Annotated in this window: 5 protein-coding genes; 3 read left to right on the forward strand and 2 right to left on the reverse strand. The window is 63.7% G+C overall.

Features of this window, described 5'->3' with window-relative positions; translation table 11 throughout:
• The coding region (locus tag ACFXN1_RS51385) for an MspA family porin (protein WP_379446627.1) at positions 1 to 99 on the forward strand (99 nt) is incomplete at its 5' end.
• Positions 100 to 520: 421 nt separating this feature from the next.
• Positions 521 to 1,366 (forward strand): 3-hydroxybutyryl-CoA dehydrogenase, encoded by an 846-nt coding sequence (locus ACFXN1_RS51390; RefSeq protein ID WP_379446626.1) that lies wholly within the window; start codon positions 521 to 523, stop codon positions 1,364 to 1,366.
• A gap of 547 nt (positions 1,367 to 1,913) precedes the next feature.
• Here ACFXN1_RS51390 and ACFXN1_RS51395 read toward each other — a convergent pair.
• Together ACFXN1_RS51395 and ACFXN1_RS51400 are read right to left on the reverse strand one after the other, a co-directional pair.
• A complete protein-coding gene (locus tag ACFXN1_RS51395; protein ID WP_379446625.1) occupies positions 1,914 to 2,780 on the reverse strand; it encodes a LysR substrate-binding domain-containing protein in 867 nt (288 codons plus the stop codon).
• Between the two features lie 81 nt (positions 2,781 to 2,861).
• Complete coding sequence (locus ACFXN1_RS51400; protein WP_379464160.1) at positions 2,862 to 3,068, reverse strand: hypothetical protein; 207 nt, start codon at positions 3,066 to 3,068, stop codon at positions 2,862 to 2,864.
• A gap of 10 nt (positions 3,069 to 3,078) precedes the next feature.
• On the opposite strand from ACFXN1_RS51400, the gene ACFXN1_RS51405 reads away from it, so the two are divergent.
• Entirely contained in the window at positions 3,079 to 3,345 is a 267-nt protein-coding gene (locus tag ACFXN1_RS51405; RefSeq protein WP_379446623.1) for a hypothetical protein, read from the forward strand.
• The last annotated feature ends 677 nt before the right edge of the window (positions 3,346 to 4,022 follow it).

Consider the following 4,022-nt stretch of genomic DNA (forward strand, 5'->3'; position numbering starts at 1 on the left):
GGCTACGCCCAAGCCCGCGCGTTCGTGTCGGTGGAGATCGACACCGACACCATCACCAGCTGGGTCACCATCTGGGGCCAACCCTTCAGCATCGGCTGAGCACCACCGGCTACCTGCCGGGTCGACGCTGATCACGCTACCGCCCACCACTTTGCCGTGTCGTGGCCGAAGGCGCTCGCGGAGACAACTGCGGCACCGGTCGATATGCACGAACAGAATGCAGGCATCGCTCACAATGAACGCTCTCATCCTTCTGACCGCCCTTGTCATGGCGCTCTACTCCGGGGCTGCATGGTTGACCGGCGGTGCCCGCACCATCTCGATCGCAGACCGTGTCACCCGTGCGCGCAGGCGGTGGCGAACGATCCTCGCCACCGCGCCAGCGGCTACCACAGCAAGCACCGGCTGAGTCCTGCGGTGGCCGCCCGAATGGCTGAACTCGCGCGTTCGGCGTTTGGTCTGCATCCGGGATCCGACACAGTATCAACGGTTTTCACCCGAGCAAGGAGGCACAGTGTCCATGCACCGTATCGGTGTGATCGGTGGCGGCACCATGGGCGCGGGCATCGCCGAGGTCGCTGCCCGCGCCGGCGGCGAGGTCCTGGTCCTCGAACGCGACACTGACGGCGCCTACCTCGCCCGCGCGCGCATCGCGCGCTCCCTGACCCGCGCGGTCGAGGCAGGCAAACTCGACCGTGACCTCGCCGACCAAGCCGCCGGCCGCATCGCCCTCACCACCGCGATCGACGACTTCGCCGACCGGGAACTGGTCATCGAAGCCGCCCCGGAAATCGAAGTACTCAAGACGGAGTTCTTCGCCAAACTCGACACCATCGTGGCGCCGGAAGCGATCCTGGCCACTAACACCTCCTCCATCCCGGTCATCCGGATCGCCAACACCACCGCCCACCCAGGCCGTGTCGTCGGGGTCCATTTCTTCAACCCGGTACCGGTGCTGCCGCTGGTCGAGATCGTCGTAACACTGCAGACCGAGCGTGCGGTCGCCGACAAGGTCACCGCCTACGCCCGCAACACCTTGGGCAAGCGCACCATCGAGTCCAAGGACCAGGCCGGGTTCGTCGTCAACGCGCTGCTCATCCCCTACCTGTGTAGCGCGATTCGCATGGCCGAGTCCAGGTTCGCCAGCATCGCCGACATCGACGAGGGCATGGTCGCCGGCTACGCACACCCCATGGGCCCACTACGCCTGACCGACACCATCGGCCTCGACACCACCCTCGCCATCGCCGAATCCCTATACGCGGAATTCCGCGAACCCCACTACAACCCGCCACCTCTGTTGCGGCGCATGGTCGATGCCGGCTACCTCGGCCGCAAGACCGGCCGCGGGTTCTACACCTACTGAACAGACGCGAATCTGCTTTTCGATCAACGAATTTCGGTGTCGAGGCTGCCCGCGCGAGCGCGGCACCGGGAGGGAAGCGGGCTGGTGAACCCTTCGCTGCGGCCCGCACTCGTCGCCGGACTGCCTGCAACAGTCCGGCGACGACCCACCTCGATGCACCAAGTCCCGTGCTGCCGGCGATTTGACGAATAGAAGCGCCTGCATTGAACGACCCACGCCTGCCCATGGTTCGGCGGTCGGAAGCTGGATGGCGAGTGTCGAGATCGAACTTGTCCTGAGTCCGCGGCTGCATCGATCAGTGCGGTCGCGCCGTAGGCACCGTCCGGGCAGTGTCCCTGTGTACCAGCAGAATTCAGGCGTCGCCACCAGCATCGACTGGGTCAAAATTCGGCCGGGTCAGGACGCAATCTGGATTCCGTGCGCGGCGAACTGACGGCAGATCGACTCGACGCAGACCCTCGGCCAATAAGTCCGGAGTCTCCGGACATGCCGAACCATGAACCCGGCACGAACCATGCGGGCGAGGGGAATCGGCGAAGTAGAGTTCTCAGACTCGCGGTCGGAGGGGGTTGCTATGAGCGAGGATTGTTGACGTCAGCGCTTCGACCGGTTCGGCGGGGGCACTCAGGTTGGTGACTAGAACGAGATCGAGTTCGCCGAGTTCAGGTAAACCTGCCGCGCTGGATAATTCGACCAAATCCTGCGGCAGCAGGCTGCGGGCAAAGATCGCCACACCCAGACCGGCCCGTGTCGCTGCGAGTACCGCGTTCACCCCTCGCGCCGTGCACACTACCCGATACCGGATGCCCCTCTCCTCCAATGCGCGCACCGCCAGCGCCCGGCTCGGGCTCGGCGCCTGCCACACGACCAACGGCACCGGCCGATCCTCGTCCCACCGCAGCCCGCTGCCCTCAGCAGCAGCCCACACCAGCCGATCCCGGAGCACCAACCGGCCACGTCCCTCACCCGCCGTCGTCTTGAGAAAAGCGATGTCGACATGCCCGGACTCCACACGACGCTCCAGATAACTCCCCTGCGACACGGTCAAATCCAATGTGATCCCCGGATTGAGATGTCGGAAATCCCGCAGAATCCGCGGCACCCGCGTCAACGCCAGATCATCGGTCACCCCGAACCGCAACCGGCCCCGCACTCCCGGCCCCGTGAAATACTCAGCCGCCGCAGTATTCGCACTCAGGATCGACCGAGCGAATCCCACCATCGCCTCCCCATCCACGGTCAGCCTGACCGTGCGGGTATCGCGGATCAGCAACGATCGCCCCACCGCCTGCTCAAGCTTGCGGATATGCTGGCTCACAGTCGGCTGCCCCAACCCCAACGACGCCGCGGCCTGCGTGAAACTCAGCGTCTGAGCCACCGCCAGAAACGTCCGCACCTGCTCCGGAGGAAACATCACCAGCCCATCCTGAGCCAGCCCATCAAGAAACGCAATAAGATTTATCAGATCTATTCCCTTCAGAACTCCCGAACCTGATCAGCTGCTGCGTTCCCTCAATATCGGGCATGCTTTTTCGACTCCTAACGCGATCACCTGCGCCATCGCTTCACCGCCCAACCTGTCATCCCGGGTCTGCTTCAATTCCACGAGATCAAAGCTCTCAACTAAACCAGCAGCATCAAACTGCTCCACGAATAATTCAGCCAAGAGCGACCGGATCACGCCGTCACCGCGGCGACTCACCTCCCGGATCATGACCCGGCCCACCGACCTGGCCGACAGCAGCAGCGGTCACCTCGACGAACTCCTCGCCGCCTGTCCGGAGATGACCGATCTGGCCAGGCTCGTCACCAACTTCGAGCAGCTGATGACCGAATGCTGGGGCAGCGACCTGGACGCGTGGATGAAGCGGTTCGCCAGGCGCGGCTGCCGGAACTCGATCCCTTCCCGAGCGGCCTCGACCAGGACCACGACGCCAGCCTCACACTGCCCTACAGCAACGGCTCCGTCGAAGTCGTGAACACCCAGAAAACCAAACTGATCAAACGACAACTTAGCGCCCACGTAACCGGCGTCCGCGGTATCCGTACCCATCCATAAACCCGCTATGTGGCGAACAGGGTTGATGCCTACATTTGCCACGTATACGCCGTCCAAACCGGCGGCCGTGGATCTGGATCGGTTCATGGCCCGGACGGTCTGCCAAGGCGACGGCCGGCTGTCGGCATTGGATCTTCACCCCCGCTGGGAAGCGCACCGTCCGTCGCTGGCGGTGCTACCAGGTACGAGACGTCGACGCAGGAGACCTATGTCGACAGCCAGGTCGGTCACTTGAACTGTGGTATTGGATGCGTGGCTTCCATTTTTGTCCGTTGATCGTGCCGTGCACCGGCAGCATTGACGGCGCTCGCTGAATCTGGCTCTGTCCCACTTTCGATGATGAGCGGGTGTCGATTGTGTTGGGGTGCTGGGGATTCCGGTAGAACTGCCGGGTGTGGTCGCTGATGGTGCAGCAGAGGTGTTGTGGCAGTTGATGTTCCCGGATCGGTCAGGTGTGCGTGTGGTGGGTGTGAGCCGGGTTGGGGCGATTATTCGGTTCGATTGTCGCGCGTCACTGAGGATGGTGATGTTCGCGTCGTCGGCGATGGTGACGAGTGGGCCGTGAAAACGGCCCCGTCCGTGTGTGGGACGGGGCCG

Source organism: Nocardia sp. NPDC059154, assembly GCF_042755705.1.
GTDB lineage: Bacteria > Actinomycetota > Actinomycetes > Mycobacteriales > Mycobacteriaceae > Nocardia.

Coding starts and splice junctions, on each gene's coding strand:
- ACFXN1_RS51390 (WP_379446626.1), top strand. CDS start 521: ATGCACCGTATCGGTGTGATCGGTGGCGGCACCATGGGCGCGGGCATC.
- ACFXN1_RS51395 (WP_379446625.1), bottom strand. CDS start 2,780: ATGTTTCCTCCGGAGCAGGTGCGGACGTTTCTGGCGGTGGCTCAGACG.
- ACFXN1_RS51405 (WP_379446623.1), top strand. CDS start 3,079: ATGACCCGGCCCACCGACCTGGCCGACAGCAGCAGCGGTCACCTCGAC.